Source organism: Bifidobacterium sp. LH_426 (assembly GCF_056356875.1).
Genome location: NZ_JBKEVB010000002.1, coordinates 353941 through 374938 on the forward strand (window position 1 = coordinate 353941; position 20998 = coordinate 374938).

General features: G+C 67.4%; 14 protein-coding genes and 1 tRNA gene. 12 read left to right on the top strand and 3 right to left on the bottom strand.

Going from position 1 to position 20998, the window contains the following annotated elements; genetic code table 11:
- Positions 1-85: 85 nt before the first annotated feature.
- The 3 genes from AC1AYD_RS03710 to AC1AYD_RS03720 all read left to right on the top strand — a co-directional run bounded on the left by AC1AYD_RS03710 (position 86) and on the right by AC1AYD_RS03720 (position 3690).
- Positions 86-1321, top strand: a complete 1236-nt coding sequence (locus tag AC1AYD_RS03710; RefSeq protein WP_476544701.1) for an MFS transporter — start codon at positions 86-88, stop codon at positions 1319-1321.
- 70 nt (positions 1322-1391) lie between these two features.
- Entirely contained in the window at positions 1392-2621 is a 1230-nt protein-coding gene (locus tag AC1AYD_RS03715; protein ID WP_476502569.1) for an aminotransferase class I/II-fold pyridoxal phosphate-dependent enzyme, read from the top strand.
- A gap of 100 nt (positions 2622-2721) precedes the next feature.
- The gene (locus tag AC1AYD_RS03720) at positions 2722-3690 is read left to right on the top strand and encodes a Ppx/GppA phosphatase family protein (protein WP_476502570.1); all 969 of its coding nucleotides are present in this window, start codon (positions 2722-2724) and stop codon (positions 3688-3690) included.
- Between the two features lie 117 nt (positions 3691-3807).
- Here the strand turns inward: AC1AYD_RS03720 and AC1AYD_RS03725 are convergent, their stop codons facing one another.
- Complete coding sequence (locus tag AC1AYD_RS03725) at positions 3808-4605, bottom strand: DUF4391 domain-containing protein (RefSeq protein WP_476502571.1); 798 nt, start codon at positions 4603-4605, stop codon at positions 3808-3810.
- 221 nt (positions 4606-4826) lie between these two features.
- On the opposite strand from AC1AYD_RS03725, the gene AC1AYD_RS03730 reads away from it, so the two are divergent.
- The gene (locus AC1AYD_RS03730) at positions 4827-4997 is read left to right on the top strand and encodes a hypothetical protein (RefSeq protein ID WP_476502572.1); all 171 of its coding nucleotides are present in this window, start codon (positions 4827-4829) and stop codon (positions 4995-4997) included.
- A gap of 76 nt (positions 4998-5073) precedes the next feature.
- Here AC1AYD_RS03730 and AC1AYD_RS03735 read toward each other — a convergent pair.
- Positions 5074-5146: transfer RNA gene (locus tag AC1AYD_RS03735), tRNA-Arg, on the bottom strand.
- Positions 5147-5725: 579 nt separating this feature from the next.
- Between AC1AYD_RS03735 and AC1AYD_RS03740 the strand changes: the two genes are divergently transcribed.
- The 8 genes from AC1AYD_RS03740 (at position 5726) to AC1AYD_RS03775 (ending at position 20261) form a co-directional block, all read left to right on the top strand.
- Positions 5726-6715, top strand: coding sequence for an endonuclease/exonuclease/phosphatase family protein (locus tag AC1AYD_RS03740; RefSeq protein WP_476502623.1), 990 nt, complete (start codon positions 5726-5728; stop codon positions 6713-6715).
- Between the two features lie 49 nt (positions 6716-6764).
- Entirely contained in the window at positions 6765-8123 is a 1359-nt protein-coding gene (gene xseA, locus AC1AYD_RS03745) for an exodeoxyribonuclease VII large subunit (RefSeq protein ID WP_476502573.1), read from the top strand.
- 115 nt (positions 8124-8238) lie between these two features.
- On the top strand, positions 8239-8610 hold the full coding sequence (locus tag AC1AYD_RS03750) for an exodeoxyribonuclease VII small subunit (protein WP_476502574.1): 372 nt from the start codon (positions 8239-8241) through the stop codon (positions 8608-8610).
- Between the two features lie 428 nt (positions 8611-9038).
- A complete protein-coding gene (nrdD, locus tag AC1AYD_RS03755) occupies positions 9039-11438 on the top strand; it encodes an anaerobic ribonucleoside-triphosphate reductase (RefSeq protein ID WP_476502575.1) in 2400 nt (799 codons plus the stop codon).
- Complete coding sequence (nrdG, locus tag AC1AYD_RS03760; RefSeq protein ID WP_476502576.1) at positions 11438-12169, top strand: anaerobic ribonucleoside-triphosphate reductase activating protein; 732 nt, start codon at positions 11438-11440, stop codon at positions 12167-12169. The genes nrdD and nrdG overlap by 1 nt, the downstream gene beginning before the upstream one ends.
- Positions 12170-12517: 348 nt before the next feature.
- A complete protein-coding gene (locus AC1AYD_RS03765) occupies positions 12518-17515 on the top strand; it encodes an acyl-CoA dehydratase activase-related protein (RefSeq protein ID WP_476502577.1) in 4998 nt (1665 codons plus the stop codon).
- Between the two features lie 129 nt (positions 17516-17644).
- A complete protein-coding gene (locus tag AC1AYD_RS03770) occupies positions 17645-18922 on the top strand; it encodes a glutamate-cysteine ligase family protein (protein WP_476502578.1) in 1278 nt (425 codons plus the stop codon).
- Positions 18923-19025: 103 nt separating this feature from the next.
- Positions 19026-20261: a glycoside hydrolase family 5 protein gene (locus AC1AYD_RS03775; RefSeq protein WP_476502579.1), complete on the top strand. Its 1236-nt coding sequence runs from the start codon at positions 19026-19028 to the stop codon at positions 20259-20261.
- 53 nt (positions 20262-20314) lie between these two features.
- Here the strand turns inward: AC1AYD_RS03775 and AC1AYD_RS03780 are convergent, their stop codons facing one another.
- On the bottom strand, positions 20315-20905 hold the full coding sequence (locus AC1AYD_RS03780) for a TetR/AcrR family transcriptional regulator (protein WP_476502580.1): 591 nt from the start codon (positions 20903-20905) through the stop codon (positions 20315-20317).
- Positions 20906-20998 lie beyond the last annotated feature (93 nt).

Consider the following 20998-nt stretch of genomic DNA (forward strand, 5'->3'; position numbering starts at 1 on the left):
GCGTTCCCCGTACGCGCGCCTCTTCTCCATCCCCGGCACGAAGGCGTTCTGCGTCTCCGGCGCGGTGGCGCGACTGCCGATCTCCATGATGAGCCTCGGCATCGTGCTCGCCCTGAACCACCTGTACGACAATTGGACGGTCGCCGGCACGATGAGCGCCACCTACGTGTTCGCGCTCTCCTGCGTCACCCCGTTCTACGCGCGCCTGTTCGACCGGTTTGGGCAGCGTCGCGTCGGCCGCGTCGCGCTCGCCGTGCAGGTCGCGGCGATGCTCGCGTTCGCGTTCGCCGCCCTGTTCCGCGTGCCGATCCCGCTGCTGTTCGCGCTCGCCGTCGTGATGGGTCTCACCCAGTTCTCGTTCGGCGCGCTCGTACGCACCCGTTGGGCGTACGCGCTGCGCGGGCGCGACGACGGCGAGACGCTGCTCAACACCGCGTACGCGATGGAGGCGGCCATCGACGAGGTCGTGTTCATCCTGGGCCCGATTCTCGCCGCATGGCTCGCCACCAGCGTGCATCCGGTCAGCCAGCTGTTCGTGCCCACCATCGCCTGCGGCGTGGGCGGCGCGGTCTTCTTCTCGTTGAAATCCACGCAGCCGCCCGCCATCGTCGAGATCATCGAGGTCATGGCGTCTGATGCGGTCCCGCACGTCGCGGGCGGCGCTCCCGACACATCCGAGGCCGCCTCCGGTGCTTCCGCCCCTCCTGCCGACGGCCTGTCCCTCGACCGGCTGCGCCGTCAGGGCGCCAAGCCGAAGAGCGCGCTCCTCTACGGCGGCGTGCTGCCGCTGCTCGTCGTGTTCCTCGTGTTCAACATGAGCTTCACCTCGTTCGACGTGTCGGTCACCGCCACCATGAAGGGCATGGGGCTCGAACGGTTCCTCGGCCTCCAGCTCGCCATGTTCGCCGTCGGCTCGTGCATCGGCGCGATCGTGTTCGGATCACGCACGTTCCGCGGCTCGCATTGGGCGCATATGGTCGTCTTCCTGAGTCTGCTCGTCGTCGGCTACGTGGGCTTCCGCCTCGCGATGGACAACCTCATCCTCCTCGGTGCCATCGAGATCGTGTCCGGACTCGTCGTCTCGCCGCTGTTCACCACCGGCAACCTCATCGTCAAGGACCTGGTGCCGGCGGAAAGCCTCACCGAGGGCCTGAGCTGGGTGACCACCGCCGGCACGGTCGGAACGTCGTTCGGATCGTCGGTCGCCGGCGTCGTGCTCGACGCGTCCAGTCCGCACATCGGCATGCTCCTACCCGCGCTGTTCACCGCATGCGCCGTGCCGCTCGCCCTGCTCGGCTGGGCGCTGGCGCGCCGCCGCTGACCGACGCCCCGCGTCCCACCACTCGGGACGCGGGGCGCGCGTGTCGCGTCTTGCCGATACAACGGGCGGTATGACTGGAGAAGCAAAGCAGCCCGAACAGACGACCCCCGCATCCCCCGTGATGTCCCGCCGCGCCCGCGAGGCGCAGCCGTTCCGCGCCATGGTGTTCGGCGAGAAGGCCGACCGCATGATCGCCAACGGCGTGAGCGTGATCAAACTCTCCCTCGGCGAGCCCGACTTCGGTGCGCCGCCCGCCGTGCGCGACGCGATGCGCGAACAGTACGACGGCCGCGCCCTGCCGTACACGGCCGCCATGGGCCTGCCCGAACTGCGCGAGGCCATCGCCCGCTTCTACCGGGAACGCCACGACCTCGACATCGACCCGAGGCGCATCATCATCACCTCCGGCGGCTCGGCGGCGCTTCTGCTCGCCACCGCGCTCACCGTCGACCCGGGCGACGACGTGATCGTCGCCGACCCCTCCTATCCGTGCAACCGCGAACTCATCAACAGCTTCGAAGGCAACGTCATCGACGTGCCCACCTCCGCGGCCACGCGCTTCCACCTCAACCGCGACCTCGTCGCCGTCCACTGGACCGACCGCACGAAGGCCGTGATGATCACCTCGCCGTCCAACCCGACCGGCACGACCATCGACTTCGACGTGCTGAGGGACGTATGCGACTATGCGCGCGACCACGGCGCGTGGCGCATCGTCGACGAGACGTACATCGACCTCGCCGACCGCGAACCCGACGGCACCGAGATCCGCTCCGTGCTCGCCTGCGACGACGACGCGATCGTGTGCAACAGCTTCTCCAAGTTCTTCGGCATGACCGGCTGGCGACTCGGCTGGGCCGTCATCCCCGACGACGACGCCATCCTCAAGGCCGTCGACGACCTCGCCACGAACTATTACCTGTGCGCGCACACGCCCACCCAGCACGCGGCGCTCGCCTGCTTCACCGAAAGCAGCCTCGCCGAATGCGAACGCCGCCGCCAGGAGCTGCTCGCACGCCGCCGCATCGTCATCGACGGGCTCAAGCGCATCGGCCTGCCCGTCGAAGTCGAACCGAACGGCGCGTTCTACGCGTACTTCAATATCACGTCCACCGGGCTCGACGCGTGGACGTTCTGCGAACGCGCCCTCGACGAGGCCCACGTCGCGCTCACGCCGGGACGCGACTTCGGCGCCGCCACGGCGGACACGCATGTGCGCCTCAGCTACGCGGCGTCGCGCGAGGCGCTCGCCGAAGGACTTGATCGGCTCGGCCGCTGGCTGCCCACGCTACACGCGTGACGGCACACACGTGACGGCACACACGTGACGACGACACGGCAGAACACGATACGAAACGACACATCGACAACCATCGATATATAAAGGAACGACACCGCACATGGTCAACCTGCGCTCGCACACCACCCGACTCGGCGTGCTCGACATCGGCTCGAACACGATCCACATGCTCATCGTCGACGCCGCACCCGGCGCCCGCCCCGACCCGGAGGCCAGCACGAAGACCACCGTGCGCCTCATGCAATACCTGAAGGACGACGGTTCGATCAAAAAGGCCGGCATCGAGGCGATCCTCGAAGCGGTCGACGAGGGCATGAAGCTCGCCGAGGAATATGAGATTACGCAGTTGCTCGCCATGGCCACCAGCGCCATCCGCGAGGCGCCGAACGGCAACAAGGTGCTGCGCAAGATCGAGGAGCGCATCGGCCAGGGCGTGACGGTCCTGTCCGGAACCGACGAGGCGCGGCTCACGTTCCTCGCCGCCCGCCGCTGGTACGGCTGGGACGCGGGCCGACTGCTCATGCTCGACATCGGCGGCGGTTCGTTGGAGGTCGCGATGGGCTCCGACGAGGAGCCGACGGTCGCGCTGTCCGTGCCGGCTGGTGCCGGCCGCGTCACCAAGGAGTTCCTGCCGGAAGGCGTCGCCACGCCCGACGAGCTGGATGAGGCGCGCAAGCAGGTGCGTCGGATCCTCGAACCGATGATCGAGGCGTTCCCCAAGTCGAAGCATCCGAATCACGCGGTCGGCACGTCGAAGACGTTCCGCTCGCTCGCCCGCCTCGCCGGCGCGGTATTGCGCCAGCCGGGCCGCGAGGACACGATGATCATGACGCGCGAGCAGCTGGAGGATTGGATCCCGCGCCTCGCCGCCATCGAACCGGACCAGCGCGTCGCCCTGCCGGGCATCACGCCGGAGCGCACGCTGCAGATCGTGGGCGGCGGCATCGTGGCGGACGAGATCATGAAGGCGCTCGACATCCAGGAGATCGAGATCTGCCCGTGGGCGCTGCGCGAGGGCGCGATCCTGCGCTGGCTCGACCAGTTCGGCCGCACCCGCCTCGGCTTCTGAGCCGGTTTCGCCGTCTTGTCGTGGTTCGCTCCGTGATTTGCCATGGAAAAACGTTGAGGAACGTGGAGCGAACCGTGACGGGGGAGGAGCGAACCGTGACGGGGGAGGAGCGAACCGTCACCCCTCCAACTGCTTGAGCTCCGCGCGCACCTTGGCGAGTTTCGCGAACGCCTCGTTGCGCTGTGCGGGGTTCTTCGCGCGGCCGTGGTCGCGCACGAGCTTCGCCTCCTGCGCCCGCAGCGCGACGACGCGGTCGCGGCGCAACAGGCGTGCGTCCAGATCCGTGTGGTCGGCGGTGCCGAGGATCGCCTGCGAACACAGCGACTCCCACGCGTCATCCATCGAAGCCCCTGTGATCTCCAACAGCAGGTCGCGCGGGTCCGCCCAGTCGGAGACGTGCACGGCGTATTGCGCCGTATGGCCGGGGCGTCCCGGCACCTTGCGCCGCACGGCGAGCGCGCACTGCTCGACGGTCACGTCCGTATCCGCGTCCGTGCCGTCCGTGCCGCCGGCGCCGCCAGCCGTCGCCGCGTGCCCGTCGCGCACGCAGACGAACAGCACGCCGCTGCCCGGCCGCTGCGCCGCGATATGCTCGACCACGTCGGCGGGAACCGCGGTGTCCACGCCGTTGAGCCGCAGCCCGAGCACGAGGATTTCCCTCACCCGCGTTCCCTCGGCGACGCCCGCATTGGCGGGGCGCAGTAGCGCGAGCATGTGGATCGAGGCGACCGCGTGCACGAGATGCTGCTTCAACGTGTTGGAGATCGGCCCCTTCCCGGCGAACAATGCTTTGGGCAGCGTCCCCTTCGCCGCCGGTATCGCCGACCTGTCCGGCAATCCCAGTTCCAGCGCGGTCACCGTGCCGCAGCTCGCCACTCCTCGCGTCGCCTTGCCGGCACCCGTCCCATCGGCCATCGTCGGCCTCCCTTCCTTCGCGCCGCGCATATACGCCGCGACGCCCGCGGATATTGCTACGACACTACACCAGATGCCGGCGCGATGGCGGAGCATGACCGCGCGGGGCCATGCATGGCTGGGGAGATGCTGGTATCCTGAAGATAGGTTGCGAACGGACGGGGCGCGCGTCACAACGAGGTGTCGTGGTCTTGGTCCCTCCCCCGAAGGAGGAGATGGCCATGAGGGCGATTCTCAAACGGTTGCTGTTGGCGGTCGTGGCGCTGTCGTTGCTGCTGGTTTTCTGCAACGTCGTCTATCAAATGGTGACGGGGAATCCGCCGCCGGGGGAGACGTGGCCGTTCGTATCCAATGCGATCCTCTGCCTGGTGCTCTACAAGTTCGTGCTGTGATCGGTCCTGCGCCCGGCATTGCGGCTGGGCGAAAACGAAACCCCTTGGAATCACTGCGATTCCAAGGGGTGACTTGTGCCCCGGATCAGATTCGAACTGACGACACCCGCTTTAGGAGAGCGGTGCTCTATCCCCTGAGCTACCGAGGCGACGGCAATTCATTGTACACGGTTCCCGGCCGGCGGCGCGCATGACGTGTTGCGGCCCGGCTCCACGTCTTTTCTCCGGCTGGCCGCGCATGCCGCGCGCACGGTACAGTGTTGTGGGACGAAGGGAGGTCTGAAGTGGCGAAACGGACGCGGGACGGCTATCTCACCCCCGAGGAGGCGAAGGCCGACGCCCGGCGCGAACTGCTGAGGCGCGCGGCGACGCCGCAGGACGGCGGACGCAAACGCGCGGCGGGGAAGTCCAGCGCGTCATCATCGTCGAAGTCGTCGAAGAAGTCGTCGCAATCGTCGAAATCCGCGAAGTCGTCGTCGAAATCCCCGCATCCACGCACATCATCGAAAACGAAATCCCCGTCGAAATCCTCCACACCATCGTCTCGCGCGGGTACGGCCGGAACCCGTGGCGGGAAGCGCGGCGGCCGTCGTCCCGGCGTGTCCGCGCGCACGCGGCCGGCGGCACGTTCCGGCGTGTCCCGCGGCCGTGCGCCGTCACGCGGAGGCGCGTCCGGCGGCGGGCGTGGTCGCGCCGGCGTCGCCGCGGCGCTCCCGCCCCACCGTCGCGTGTTCGGCGCGCTCGCGGTCGTATGCGCGGCGCTCGCGGCATGCGCCGTCGCCGCCCGCGCGCTGCCGGCCGGGCTCCAGGCGCTCCCGTTCGTGCCAATCGTCGTCTCCGCCACGCCGTGGTTCGCGATCCTGTCCGTCGTCGCGCTGATGTTCGCGCTCGCGTCGCGCCGGTTCGTCGTCGCGCTCGTCGCGGTCGCCACGTTCGCCGTGAACGTGTGGTGGCAGTATCCGTTCCTCCACACGACCGAGCCGTTGACGCGTGCCGCCGACGCCGCGACCGGACAGGCGCACGCGGTCGTCGGCGACGCCTATGCGCGCGTGATGACCTGCAACGTGTACAAGGGGCGCGCCGACGCGCGGCAGATCGTCGATACGGTGCGCGACGAGCGGGTCGAGGTGCTGGCGTTGCAGGAGACGACGGACGCGTTCGTCGCCGCGCTCGAGGAGGCGGGGATTGGCGACTATCTGCCGTACAGCAAGGTCGCGAGCTCCGACGGCGTGTACGGCAACGGACTGTGGTCGGCCTCGCCGCTCATCAGTCCGGCGAACGACGACGTGAACTCGAGCGCCTCGTTCATGCCCGGCGGCACGGTCGCGTTCGCCGGCGGCGTCAAGGTACGGTTCGTGTCCGTGCACACGACCGCCCCCGTGCCCGGCTATTGGGGGCAGTGGAGGCGGGCGCTCGACGAGCTGGGCGCGATGAAGGCGCATACGGACACGCGATACGTGTTCATGGGGGATTTCAACGCGACCTACGATCATGCGCCGTTCCGTGACTTCCTGGGCGACCGGTTCCGCGACGGGGCGCGGATGGCGGGACGCGGGTTCACGTTCACGTGGCCGGCGGACCGGGGGCTGCTGCCGCCGCGGTTCGCCGGCATCGACCATGTGGTCGTCGACAGGGGGATCGTGGCCGGGCGGATGAAGGTGGTGCCGATCGACGGTTCGGACCATGCCGCGCTGCTCGCCACGCTGGCGGTCGGATGAACGACGGTGCATATGCACCGGCCGTGGAACCCGGCGTTATAGTGAGGGCATGAGTTACGACATGAACGCCAACATGCGGGGAACGGCCCCCGGAACCGGGTACGGCGCCGGTGCGGGCTTCGGCGCGCGCGCGGGTGCCGCCGCGGGCACCGGCGCGTCGGCGGCGCCGGACCTGAGCCGGCCGCGCCCGCTCGACCAGCTGCCGCGTATGGCCGCCGACACCACCGCCGAGAACCCCTGGCCGGTGAGCGTGCTGAGCCAGAAGTTCCACAACGCCGTCGCGAAATGGCCGGCCGCGTGGATCTGCGGGCAGATCACCGAGATCAACACGCGGCGCGCCGGATCCGCCTATCTCACGGTGCGCGACGATTTCGAGGACATCGCGATCTCCGTCTCCGGCTGGCGCGCGTTCGCGGCCGCCGCCGCGCAGTTCCGCCAGGGCGACCGGGTCGTCATCCACGGCCGTGCCGACATCTGGGTCAAGCAGACCCGATTGAGCTTCATCGGCGACGAGATCCGCAAGATCGGCGCCGGCGGCCTCAAGGAACAGATTGACGAGCTGCGCAAGAAACTCAAGGGCGAGGGGCTGTTCGACGCGGAGAACAAGGTGCCGCTGCCCGAGTTCCCCAAGTGCATCGGCCTGATCTGCGCCCCGCAGGCGCGCGCCGAAGGCGACGTGGTCACCAACGTGAACCTGAGGTGGCCGGTCGTGCGGTTCAAGATCGTGCACGCGCACGTGCAGGGCGCGCAGTGCCCGCCCGACATCATCGAGGCGATCCGGCGGCTCGACGCCGATCCGGAGGTGGACGTGATCATCGTGGCGCGCGGCGGCGGCGCGTTCGAGGATCTCATCGGATTCTCCGACGAGGGCGTGGTGCGCGCGACCGCCGCGTGCAGGACGCCGATCGTCTCCGCCATCGGCCATGAGGACGACTGGACGCTCATCGACCTGGCCGCCGACCTGCGCGCCTCCACGCCCACCGACGCGGCGAAGAAGGTCGTGCCGGACGTGCGCGAGCAATGGCAGTTGATCGACAACGCGGTGGGACGGATGCGCATGCGCATCTCCTCGCGCGTGGACAACGAGATCCGGCTCGTCGAAGGCTATGCGAACCGGCCGAGCCTCACTCGGCCGCTCACGATGCTCGAACCGCACCAGCGGTTCCTCGACGACGCGCGCGGCCGGCTCGACATCGGCCTGCGGCGTCTCGTCGACGACGCCTCGCTCACCATCGAGAAGGCGCACGCCTCGCTCACCGCGCTGAGCCCACAATCCACGCTGAACCGCGGATACGCCGTCGTGCAGACCGCCGACGGGCATGTGCTCGACGACGCCGCGAAGGTCTCCTCCGGCGACGAGCTCACCCTGACGCTGCGCAGGGGCGTCGTCACCGCCAAGGCGGACTGATCGGCGCGCGGGCGTGACGGCGCCGGCTGCGGCGCCTGCTGGGTGCCGGCATGGACGGCGCCGGCGCGAACGAACCGATACGAACGATCCGACGAACAAACGAAAAGGAATGAACATGACCGACAAGAACACGAACACGACGGAACAGGCCGCGGACGAGACCGTGGAGGCCGGTGCCACGCATGCCGGAACCGCGCAGGCCGGGGCGGAAGGCGCCGCGCCCGCCTCGACGCTCACCGACAAGGAACGCGCCGCCATCGCGCGGATGCCCTACGAGGAGGCGCGCGACAAGCTCATCCAGGCCGTGCAGGCGCTGGAGGCCGGCGGGCTCGACCTCGACCAGTCGATGCGCCAGTGGGAGATCGGCGAGGCGCTCGCCCAGCGGGCGCAGAGCCTGCTGAACGACGTGCGCGCCCGTCTCGACGCCGCGCAGAACGCCCAGGCCGCCACGGCCGATACCGCCGGCACGCAATCCAATCTGGACTAAGCCACCCCGCGGCGCATTCCGGCCCCGGACGAGGGGCCGTCCGCCTCGGCGGACCGGGGGCGCGAAGCCCGATCCGATCCGATCCGATCGCGCCGCCGGGGTGGAAACGCCCTCCGTGCCATTGTCCGGGCGGGTTGGCAACATGCTTTCCGGCCCGCCCTCGGACATGGCCCGCGCGTGCCTGCCATGGCCGGTGCACGACACGCGGAGCCGGGGGATTGTTACGTTAATCACACAGATGTGATTCCGCGAGATTCCGCCGAAAACCACTACCGCTAGTGTTTTGGCGGCGTGCCGCAACTAGATATAGGGGTGGGGATGCCGTACAGTATCTGAGGCTCCGGAAAACGCAGGGTGCTGGACCGCCCGCGGAACCCCGGAAAGAAGATGTACGACTAGGCCCGGAAGGGCCGGGATGGAGATGTGAGATGGAGACAGCAGTCATCAGTCCGACGACCACCACCGTCAGGGCCGCCGGCCGTCCGGTGCAGGTCGAGAAGCGTGACGGCCGCGTCGTCGACTTCGATCCGATCAACATCATCTCCGCCGTCAAGGCCGCGTTCGGCGACCTCGACAAGCAGGTCGGCCCGGAGGAGGAGAAGCTCATCCGCGGTTTCGCCGACCAGGTCGAGGGCGAGATCAAGGAACGCTACGCCGGTCCCGCCAAGATCGAGGACATCCAGAACCTCGTCGAGCACGCGCTCATCGATGCGCACCTGTACGACGTGGCCCGCGCCTACACCACCTACCGCCTCGACAAGGACATCGAGCGCGCGAAGGCCACCGACGTGAACGAGGCCGTGTCCCGCTTCATCAACCAGGACCCGACCCTCATCCACGAGAACGCCAACAAGGACGCCAACGTCTACGCCACCCAGCGCGACCTGCTGGCCGGCGCCGTCTCCAAGGCCGCCGCGTTCAACATGCTGCCGCCGGCCGTGTCCAACGCACACATGAAGGGCGACATCCACTTCCACGACGCCGACTACTCGCCGTTCACCGCGCAGTCCAACTGCTCGCTGCCCAACTTCTGGGACATGCTCGCCAACGGCTTCACCCTCGGCAACGCGCCGATGGCCTCCCCGAAGTCCATCGCCATCGCCGCCACGCAGATCACCCAGATCATGAAGGACGTGGCCTCCAGCCAGTACGGCGGCCAGACCGCCAACCGCGCCGACGAGCATCTCGCCCGCTACGCGAAGCTCGACTACGACAAGTTCCTCGAAGAGGCGCGCGAGATGATCCCGGACGACATGCCGATCGAGTTCGCGCGACGCCAGGTCGCCAACGCGAAGGCCAACGAGCCGGCCAAGCTCCACTTCGAGAAGGGCCGCGAGCCGCTGCCGATGGACACCCCGTTCCACACGGACGTCGACGAGCTCGAGCAGGAGCGCGAGATCCTCGCGAAGATCCGCACCCGCAAGGCCATCTACGACGCCATGCAGACCATGGAGTACCAGATCAACTCCAACCGCGTGTCCAACGGCCAGACCCCGTTCGTCACCGTCGGCTTCGGTCTCGGCGTCGACTGGTTCGCCCGCGAGATCCAGCGCGCCATCCTGCTCAACCGCATCCGTGGCCTCGGCCGCGAGCACCACACCGCGATCTTCCCGAAGCTCGTGTTCACCGTCAAGCACGGCGTGAACGCCGACCCGGGCGACCCGAACTACGACCTCAAGCAGCTGGCCCTCGAATCCGCCACCAAGCGCATGTACCCGGACGTCGTCTTCTACGACAACATCGTCAAGATCACCGGCTCCTTCAAGGCGCCGATGGGCTGCCGCTCCTTCCTGCAGGGCTGGATCAACCCCGCCACCGGCAAGGACGAGGAGGACGGCCGCATGAACCTCGGCGTCGTCTCCGTGAACGTGCCGCGCATCGCCCTCGAATCCCACGGCGACAAGGAACGCTTCTGGAAGCTGTTCGAGGAGCGCATGGAGATCGCCCACCAGGCCCTGCAGTTCCGCATCATGCGCTGCAAGCAGGCCACCCCGGTGAACGCGCCCACCCTGTTCCGCTTCGGCGCTTTCGGCCGCCTCGGCGCGAACGACAGCGTCGACGCCCTGTTCAAGAACGAGCGCGCCACCGTCTCCCTCGGCTACATCGGCCTCGCGGAGACCACCGCCGTGTTCTACGGCAAGAACTGGATCCGCGACCACGGCTGGGATCCGGAAGGCAAGGAGTTCGCGCTGTCCATCGTCAAGCGCATGAGCGAGCTGTGCAAGCAGTGGAGCAAGGCGGAGGGCTACCACTATTCCGTGTACTCCACGCCGGCCGAATCCCTCACCGACCGCTTCAACCGCATGGACCGCGAGAAGTTCGGCCGCGTCGACGGCGTGACCGACCACGACTTCTACACCAACTCCTTCCACTACCCGGTGTGGCTCCAGCCCACCCCGATGGAGAAGCTCAATTACGAGAAGGACTTCCCGTACTACGCGTCCGGCGGCTTCATCAACTACTGCGAGTACCCGTGCCTGCAGGACAACCCGAAGGCGCTCGAGGCCGTGTGGGACTACGCGTACAACGTGGGCATCGGCTACCTCGGCACCAACACGCCGATCGACCACTGCTTCGTGTGCGGTTTCCAGGGCGACTTCGAGCCCACCGACGAGGGCTTCAAGTGCCCCGAGTGCGGCAACTCCGATCCTGACAAGTGCAACGTGACCAAGCGTACCTGCGGCTACCTCGGCAACCCGGTGCAGCGCCCGATGGTGCACGGCCGCCACGAGGAGATCTCCCACCGCGTCAAGCACATGAGCGGCGAGACCGGCCACGTCACCCTCGGCGACGGCTCCACCCGCGAATGGTTCGAAGAGGCCAAGTAGTGAGCGGATTCCAGCAGGCCGCGCTCCGGGAGCCCAAGCGCCGCGACTTCGCGGCGGGGGAGACCGGGCGCGGCCCTTCCGTACCATCCGGCGGACTCGCCAACGATCCGCGGGCCGGGCAATGGGACGGCCGGCGCATGTCCCATCGCATGATCGCCGACTACAAGACCTTCGTCGTCACCGACGGCGAGGGCGTGCGCAACTCCCTGTACGTCTCCGGCTGCCCGTTCCACTGCGTCGACTGCTTCAACTCGTCCATCTGGGATTTCCAGGCCGGCCACGAGTACACGCAGCGGCTCGAAGACAAAATCATCGAGGACCTGAACGCCCCGTGGGTGCAGGGCATCACGTTCCTCGGCGGCGAACCGCTGCTCAACACCCCCGTCCTGTTGCCGCTCGCGCACCGCATCCGCGCCGAATTCGGCGATTCCAAGGACATCTGGTGTTGGACCGGCTACACGTGGGAGGAGCTCGCACGCCCCGGCGAGACCCCGGACAAGCGCGAACTCCTCGGACTCATCGACGTGCTCGTCGACGGGCGGTACTTGAAGACCCAGAAGGACTCGCTCCTGCAGTTCCGCGGCTCCAAGAACCAGCGCATCCTCGACGTGCCCGCCTCCCTCGCGCAAGGCCGCCCCGTCATCTGGGGCAAGCTCCACGACCAGGAACGCGACATCCCCGAGATCTATCTCAAGGACCGCGTCGCCGGCGAAGCCCAGCAGGCCTCGTGACACGCCACTCCCCTCCTTCCCCCCCTCCTTTCTCTCCCATGGTGCGGTGAATCTCCCATGGTGCGGTCGGCCAAAACGGCTTGATTCCGGGGTTGTGGAGGAAGTGTGTTGCCGCACCATGGGAGTTGGCGGGGTAATAGGGAGGGGATTCCCGCGGTATTCCGACAGGACACGCGAAGGCGTTGCGTTTACGGCTTTTCCTGTTAGATGAATCACGCCCGCGCCCCGCGTGACCTGCCTTCCTTGGGCAGGGCTTCGGACTAGAGTATGGGATTTGAGTGGCCGGGCCATACGCGATTTGCTTGCGACTCGCAAGACGCGTCCCGGAAATCGGTTGAAGAGGTTTACATGGTGAACGAAGCACATACCGTGGCGTCGAACCACGATACGAAGCCGTTGCGCGTGGGTTTGGACATCGGCTCCACCACCGTCAAGGCGGTGGTGCTCGACCAGTCCGACTCCCTGAAAGACACGCTGTTCTCCGACTACCGCCGCCATCACGCCAACGTGCGCGCCACCGTCGCCGGCCTGCTCGTCGACATCCACGCGGAGCTCGAGAAGCTCGGCCGCGGCGACGAGCCGATCCGACTCGCCATCACCGGTTCCGGCGGCCTCGCGCTCGCCGACAACCTGCACGTGCCGTTCGTCCAGGAGGTCATCGCCGAGACCGAGGCGATCGACAAGGAATACCCGCAGGCGGACGTCATCATCGAGCTCGGCGGCGAGGACGCCAAGATCACGTACCTGAAGCCCACGCCGGAACAGCGCATGAACGGCTCGTGCGCGGGCGGCACCGGCGCGTTCATCGACCAGATGGCCACCCTGCTCGACACCGACGCGGCCGGCCTCAACGAGATGGCGAAAAGCTACGAGAACCTGTACCCGATCGCGTCCCGATGCGGCGTGTTCGCCAAGACCGATCTCCAGCCGCTCATCAACGACGGCGCCGCCAAGCCGGACCTCGCCGCCTCCATCTTCACCGCCGTGGCCACGCAGACCATCGCCGGACTCGCCTCCGGCCGCCCGATTCACGGCACCGTCATCTTCCTCGGCGGCCCGCTGTTCTTCATGAGCGAGCTTCGCGCCGCGTTCCAGCGCGCGCTCGACGGCAAGGTCGACGAGTTCATCGTCCCCACCGACGCCCACCTGTACGTCGCCTACGGTTCCGCGCTCCAGGCGGACATGGACGTCGACGACGAAGGCCACCATTTCGAGGCGCACACCTGCGACGAGATCCTCAAGCGTCTCGACGAGCTCAAGAACCTGCCCAGCAACACGCCCACCATGCCGCCGCTGTTCCCCACCGAGGCGGACCGCGAGGCATTCAACAAGCGCCACCACCGCGAGCACGTGCACATCGGCACGCTGGAGGGCGCGCACGGCCCGCACTTCCTCGGCATCGACGCGGGCTCCACCACCATCAAGGCGACGCTCGTCAACGACGACCGCGAGATCGTGTGGTCGAGCTACGCGAACAACGAAGGCAGCCCGCTGACCGCCGCCATCAACATCGTCAAGAAAATCCAGTCCGAACTGCCGCCCGAAGCGTGGATCGCCCGCTCCTGCGCCACCGGCTACGGCGAGGGCCTCATCACCACCGGCCTGCACCTCGACGAGGGCGTCGTCGAGACGATGGCCCACTACCGCGGCGCCGAGATGGTCAGCCCCGGCGTCACCGCCGTCATCGACATCGGCGGCCAGGATATGAAGTACCTGGCCATCACCGACGGCGTCATCGACTCGATCGCCGTCAACGAGGCCTGCTCGTCCGGCTGCGGCTCGTTCCTCCAGACCTTCGCCATGTCGATGGGACTGACGATCCAGGAGTTCACGCAGAAGGCGCTCGCCTCCACGCACCCGGTGGACCTCGGCTCGCGCTGCACCGTGTTCATGAACTCGTCCGTCAAGCAGGCGCAGAAGGAGGGCGCGTCCATCGAGGACATCGCCGCCGGCCTGTGCTATTCGGTCGTGCGCAACGCCCTGTACAAGGTCATCAAGCTGCGCGACTCCGGCGAACTCGGCGACACGGTCGTCGTGCAGGGCGGCACGTTCCTCAACGACGCCGTGCTGCGCGCGTTCGAACTGCTCACCGAGCGCGAGGTGACGCGCCCGAACATCGCCGGCCTCATGGGCGCGTTCGGCGCCGCCCTCACCGCCCGCATGCACTACGAGGACGCCGCGGACGGCGACGACACCGGCACGGTCGAGCACACGCGCTCGTCGATCCTCACCGGCGACGCGCTCGACGACATGTCGATGACCACCGAACGCGACGTGTGCAAGCTGTGCCAGAACCACTGCAAGCTCACCATCACCACGTTCTCCGACGGCTCCCGCTTCGTGACCGGCAACCGCTGCGAGCGCGGCGGCGATGCGAAGAAGAAGCGCTCCGACCGTCCGAACCTGTACGACTACAAGTACAAGCGCTGCTTCGCCTACCGCCGCCTGACCGACAAGAAGGCCACGCGCGGCGAGATCGGCATCCCGCGCGCGCTCAACATGTACGAGAACTACCCGTTCTGGTTCACGCTGCTTACCTCGCTCGGCTTCAAGGTGATGATCTCCGGCCGCAGCTCCCACGAACTGTTCGAGACCGGCATCGAATCGATCGCCTCCGAGAACATCTGCTACCCGGCCAAGCTCGTGCACGGCCACATCAAGTGGCTGCTCAACAAAGGCGTCAAGACGATTTTCTACCCGTGCGTGAGCTACGAGGACAATCTCGTGCCCAACACGGACAACCACTACAACTGCCCGGTCGTCGCCAACTACCCGCTCGTCGTCGGCGCGAACATGCCCGAACTGCGTGGGCCCGGCATCCGCTACATGCACCCGTACTTCAACCTCGCCAACCACGAGCTCATGGTCGACCGCATCGTCGAGGAGTTCGCGTGGGCGAACGTGACGCGCGAGGAGGCCGAGACCGCCGTCAAGGCCGCCTACGCGGAGGACAAGGTCTTCAAGCACGACGTGCAGCAGGAGGGTCTCAAGGCGCTCGCCTATATGAAGGAGCACGGTTGCCGTGGCATCGTGCTCGCCGGCCGCCCCTACCACATCGATCCGGAGATCAACCACGGTATTCCCGAGACGATCTGCTCGCTCGGCATGGTCGTGCTCTCCGAGGATTCGATCTGCGAACTGCAGCCGGGGGAGAGGCTCAACCTCACCGAATTCCTCGCCAAGGGTGAGGAGGACCCGCGCAAGAAGAACGCGAACGGCTTCCGCCACGTCGGCGACCGCAAGCTCACCGTCAAGCGCATGCCGCTGCGCGTCACCAACCAGTGGGCCTACCATTCCCGCCTGTACGCGGCCGCCCACTTCGTCGCCTCCTATCCGGGCCTTGAACTCGTCCAGCTCAACTCGTTCGGCTGCGGCCTCGACGCCATCACCACCGACCAGGTCGCCGAGATCCTCGCCGACAAGGCCGACGTCTACACGCTGCTCAAGATCGACGAGGTCTCCAACCTGGGCGCGGCGAAGATCCGTCTGCGCTCGCTCAAGGCCGCCGTCGAGGAGCGTGAGGCGAACAAGGCGCGTCTCGCCGCGGCCGCGTCGACCGCCGCCGGCGCGTCGGTCGCGTCCGGCGCCGTCGACAAGCACGACCAGGTCGTGGACGTCACCGACGAGGCCTCCCGCAAGGCGCAGGAACAGGCGGAAGCCGATCTCGCGGCCGCGAAGGCGGCGCTCGCCGCGGCGCAGGCCGCCGTCGACGCCGCCGAGGCGAAGGTGAAGGCGACCGGCGCGGGCGGCGACGTCCCGGCGGACGCGCCGAAGTCCACCGGATTCCGCAGGACCGGCACGAAGGCGCCGACCGCGGGCCGCCAGATCCTGCTCGACACGACGATGGCCGCCAACCCGAAGCTCACCGAGGCGATGCGCAAGGCGTCGAAGCGCGCCGCGAAGCGCGACGTCGAGAACGCGCGTCTCGCCGCGCTCGGCGACGGCACCACGGCGAACGCGACCGGCGCGAACGCCAAGGCCGCGAAGAAGTCCGGACACAACAACGCGACGATGTCCCGCTACGCGAAGCGCGAGAAGTTCGTCAAGGACATGAAGAAGGACTACACGATCGTCGCCCCGCAGATGAGCCCGATCCACATGTCCCTCGTCGAGGCGGTCATCCGCTCCGGCGGCTACAAGTTCGACATCCTGAAGCACGCCTCCCGCGGCGACGTGGAGACCGGCCTCAAATACGTGAACAACGACGCCTGCTATCCGGCGATCATGGTCATCGGCCAGCTCATCGACGCGATCATCGAAGGCAAGTACGATCCGGACCACGTGGCGCTCGCGATTACGCAGACCGGCGGCATGTGCCGCGCGACCAACTACTTCGGCCTGATCCGCAAGGCGCTGGTCGACGCCGGCTACCCGCAGATCCCGGTCATCGCGATCTCGACGCAGGGCCTGGAGGACAATCCGGGCTTCAAGGCGACGCCGACGCTGCTGCACCGCGCCGTCAAGGCCCTGATTCTCGGCGACCTGCTCATGAAGTGCCTGTACCGCGTGCGCCCGTACGAGGTCGAGAAGGGCTCGGCGAACCGCCTCTACGAGCAGTGGGACACGATCGTGCGCGAGACGATCGAACACCACGGCTACTCGAAGACGGCCGCGAAGACCCCGTGGCTGAGGAAGGGCTACCTGCCGTACGGCCGCCTCGCCAAGGAGATCGTCAAGTCGTTCGACGCGCTGCCGTTGAAGGACGAGCCGCGCAAGGTGCGCGTCGGCGTGGTCGGCGAGATTCTCGTCAAGTACCAGCCGGACGCGAACAACCACGTGGTCGACGTCATCGAATCGCAGGACTGCGAGGCCGTGGTGCCCGGCATCATGGAGTTCATGACGACCCGTCCGTACATCACCGACTGGAACGAGAAGCATCTCGGCACCGGCGGCAACAAGACCCTGTACGCGCTCATGCGCTGGGGCCTCGACCGCTACAACGCGCCGATCAAGGCGGCGATCGCCTCCTCGCACGGCAAGTTCAAACAGGACGACCCGATGCCCGAACTCGTCGAGAAGGCCGCCGAGGTCACGTCGATCGGCGTGCAGGCCGGCGAAGGCTGGCTGCTCACCGCGGAGATCCTGGAGCTCATCGAACAGGGATGTCCGAACGTGATCTGCGCGCAGCCGTTCGCCTGCCTGCCGAACCACGTGACCGGACGCGGCATGTTCGGCAAGATCCGCCGTCTGCACCCGGAGGCCAACATCGTCTCCATCGACTACGATCCGGGCGCCTCCGAGGCGAACCAGCTCAACCGCATCAAGCTGATGATCGCCGCCGCCAAGAAGGCGCACAAGGCGAAGTTCGGCGACGACGAGCCGCAGGGCTTCGTCACCGCCGACTGACGGCGGCCGGGGCCGACGGTCGGTTCGGCCGCCGTCCGCCCACGCAGCGCGCCCGCTATCGGTTTTTCATATAGCCGAATCACGGGCGCGCGGCGGCGCGTGTAGGGCGGCTCGCCTACGATACCCCTTATGGTTACTCCCAGAATCAGCTATGCGCATCTGCTCGCCAAGCCCAATCCGAAGCATGTCGAGAGCCTCCTGAAGTTCTTCGAGGCCGGATGCTCCAAGCGAGGCACCGGTGGTTTCGGCGTCGAGATCGAGCACCTGCCGGTGCATAATTCCGACGACACCGCCGTGACCTACTACGAGGAGAACGGCATCGAGGCGCTGCTCAAACGTCTCGCCCCGTACTACGACGAAAGCAAGGAGTACTGGGAGAACGGGCATCTGGTGGGGCTCGGCCGCAAGGGCGTCTCCGTCTCGCTTGAACCGGGCGGCCAGGTCGAGACCTCGATCGGCATCCTCAAGGAGCCCGCCGACCTCAACCAGCTGTACGGCCAGTTCCGCCGCGAGGCCGATCCGATCCTCGACGAGCTGGGCTTCCGCCTCGTCAACTACGGCTACCAGCCGAAGTCGAGCTATGCGGACGTCCCCGTCAACCCGAAGGACCGCTACGACGCGATGACCGACTATCTCGGCCGCGTCGGCCAGTTCGGCCCGTGCATGATGCGCTGCTCCGCCTCCACGCAGGTGAGCATCGACTTCGTCGACGAGCAGGACGCCATCGACAAGATGCGCGTCGGCACCGCCATCGGTCCGATCCTCGCTTGGTTCTTCCGCAACACCCCGTACTTCGAGGGCCGCGTCAACCCGTACCCGCTGCTGCGCCAGCGCATGTGGGACTACCTCGACTTCCAGCGCACCAACGTGATCCCCGGCCTGTATGACCGCCGGTTCACGTGGGAGGACTACGCGGTGGACGTGCTGTCCACGCCGCTCATGTTCGCCGATCTGACGCACACGCCCGAGGCGGTCGAATCCGGTCTGAGCCGCAAGGAGCTGCACCGCGCCGCCTTCCGCGAGAACGCGGGCGACGTGTACCCGGACCGCGAGCTCAACGCGTACGAGATCAACCACATCATCTCCACGCACTTCAACGACGTGCGCCTCAAGAACTTCATCGAGTTCCGCCATTGGGATTCGCTGCCGATCGAGCGCGCCGAACGCCTCACGGAGATCATCGCCTCCCTGTACTACGTGCCGGCCAACCGCATCCGCATCGAAAGCTACTTCGACGGGCTCACCGAGGAGGACGTGTTCGAGGCCAAGGCCAACATCCAGGCGCACGGCCGCGAATCCGCACCGTACGGCCAGCCGCTCGACTTCTGGCGCGAGTTCCTCGGCCTCGAAGGCCTGCTCGAGGACATCCCCGGCGACCCGAAGCATCCGGATGTCTTCCAGCGCTGATCCATTCGCCGTTTTCCGCCCGTTCCGGCCCATGCCGGGGCGGGCGGCGGCGTTTTCGGCGGATTCGGCGGGACGGGATGGGAGAACGCGCAACGGTGACGGGATGACACGTATCGGGCGCATCGACGGCGTGAACCTCGGCGGCTGGCTGGTGCTGGAGCGGTGGATGACGCCCGGCCTGTTCCGCTCGAGCGGCGAGGAGGACGAGATCTGGCTGCATCGGACGGCCGATCGGTCCGAACTGGAGCGTCTGCTGCGCCGTCATCGCGACACGTACGTCACCGAAGCCGATTTCCACGCCATCGCCTCGCATGGCCTGAACCTCGTGCGCATCCCCGTGCCGTATTTCATCTTCGGCGACGTGCCCGGTCATCCCGGCTGCATCGACTATCTCGACCGCGCGTTCGACTGGGCGGAGACGATCGGGCTTAAGGTGCTCATCGACCTGCACACCGTACCCGGCTCGCAGAACGGATTCGACAACGGCGGCCTGACCGGCGTCGTCCGCTGGCACAGGAGCGCGCGGCAGGTCGCGTTCGCGCTGGACGTGCTCGCGCGTCTCGCGCGCCGTTACCGCGACCGTCCCGCGCTGTACGGCATCGAAGTGCTCAACGAGCCGGTCGATTGGCTCACCTACCTCACGTCGCCGTCGAGCTCACGCGCGAAGGACCCGCGTGAGGCGCGGGGAAGCGGGCACATCCCGATGCGCTTCCTCAAACGGTTCTATCGTGCGGCGTACCGGCGTCTGCGCCCGATACTCGGCGACGGTCCCGTCATCGTGTTCCACGACGGGTTCCGGCTCGGCCGGTGGCGCGGCTGGTTCGCGCGTGAGGGCATGCGGGGCGTCTGCCTCGACACGCACGTCTATCTCGTCATGTCGGAACGGCCCGAGGCGCTGTTCCGCAGGTTGCCGGCCGCGTGGCTCATACGCTGGTACCGGCTGTTCACGGCGTGGCACGAGCGCCGCATCCGCCGCGCCGCGCGGTTCACGCCGGTCATGGTCGGCGAATGGTGCGTCGCTAACCGGCTCGCGGCGCGCGTGGGGGAGCGGGGGAGGTGCGGCGCGTCCGGTGGCGGCGTTTCGCGCGTGGACGACGGCGTTTCGTCGCCCGCCGCGCGGCGCCGCGACGTCTACCGCGCGGTCGCCGCGATGCAGCGTGACGCATGGAACGTCTCCGCCGGTCAGGTCTACTGGAGTTATCGTCTGCGCGGCGGCCGCGACGCGACCGGCCGGCTTGATCGTCTCGCGCCGGTCGGCGGCGACGGCACGGTGACGGACGACTCGCGTCTCGACCCGTGGGACCTGACGCACGTGTGGCACGCGGGATGGATGGAGTGACGCGCGATGATGCTGTGGTGATGGCGGGTGATGGCGGGTGATGGTGGGCCGGCTCAGCGGTAACCGTCCCAGAGGGGCGAGGGGAGCAGGGCGTCCTCGCAGTCGGCCCACATCGCGTTGAGGTCGCGGTCGGGGGAGCGCAGCCAACGCAGCTGGACGCCGTCCATCATCGCGAAGCCGGCTTCGAGCACATGCGCGACGTCCACGCCGTCCGGCACCGACCAGCGGATGTTGAGCGCGTTCGCCACGGTGCGGCGCTCGCGGTCGGCGAAATAATCGTGCGCCGGATGCTTCGGATCGAGGGCCTCGGCGCTCAGCGTGGAGAACATGTGCACCTGATCGGGGCGGGTGCTGTTGAGCGCGACGATACGCCGCCACATCTCGGCGATGAGCGGGCGGTCCATGGCGATCATGTCGGCCATGATCAGGTCTCCCGCACGGTCGTACTCGTCGGTGAGCGCGAGATGGAGCAGTCCCTCCTTGCTGCCCACGTAGTGCAGCACGCCGGCCTTGGTGAGTCCGACGGCGGTGGCGATGCGCTGAATCGACGTGCCGTAGTAGCCGAAGCGCCCGAAGGACAGCGTGGTCGCTTCGAGGATGGAATGACGGCGGTCGGTGTCGTCGGTGAGGTCGTTGGTGGTCATGGTATGTACCATACGGTCGGTTGGTTGGTATTTCAAATGATTCCGGCGTGTTGTGGGCGGTGTTTTGATAATCTACCTACCAACCGGTTGGTT